At 36.6% G+C, this 674-nt stretch carries 1 protein-coding gene; it reads left to right on the plus strand.

What is annotated here, in order from left to right; all coding sequences use genetic code 11:
- On the plus strand, positions 1-671 hold a 671-nt coding region (locus tag BAZ21_RS27500; RefSeq protein WP_218061456.1), incomplete at its 5' end, for a hypothetical protein.
- Positions 672-674: the final 3 nt, after the last annotated feature.

The raw sequence follows: 674 nt of genomic DNA on the forward strand, positions 1-674 counted from the left end.
ATTCAACTATCTTTGAAGGAAAGGCTACAATCAACCGAAAAGCGGAAACTTCATCGGCTCATGACGTAGCTAAAAGGATATTCTCTAAGGTTCAATTTCAACCGACAACAACTATTCAACACGCTTCGTCTGAAATAGACCCTAGAAACTTATTATTCATTAACTTCGCTTCTAGGAACTGGAATAGAAATAGAATCACGACAAGGGTAGATATTAAGCAAAGCGTGACAATGGACACGGAAACAATAACAGAACGTTCGGCTTATAATTTTGCTGTTGTGTTTGTTAAAAATAAGGCAACAGACGACTATACAGACCCTCCTAAAATGTACACAGCAAAAAATAATGGAGATGTCATTGACTATAGCACTTATGGCGGAGACGGAACAGACTTGCCAGATGTAAGAACAGCTAAAACATTGTTTTATGATAGAGATGAACACGGAAACCCGCCAGATATATCTACTATTAAAGCTGAAATTTCACCCTCCACGATCGTCACAAGGTTATTCTTTAACCAAAACGAACTCTTACCTTTGTATGTTAATGACTTGGTAGATATATGGTATGACGGTAAACTGTATTCAGGATATATAGCAGATAGAGTTAAAACAGAGTTCAATGATAGACTTATTTTTGTAGAAAGTGGAGACAAGCCAAATGTTATATGAGTA

Origin of the sequence: Paenibacillus kribbensis, from assembly GCF_001705305.1 — a bacterium.
GTDB classification, from domain to species: Bacteria; Bacillota; Bacilli; order Paenibacillales; family Paenibacillaceae; genus Paenibacillus; species Paenibacillus kribbensis_B.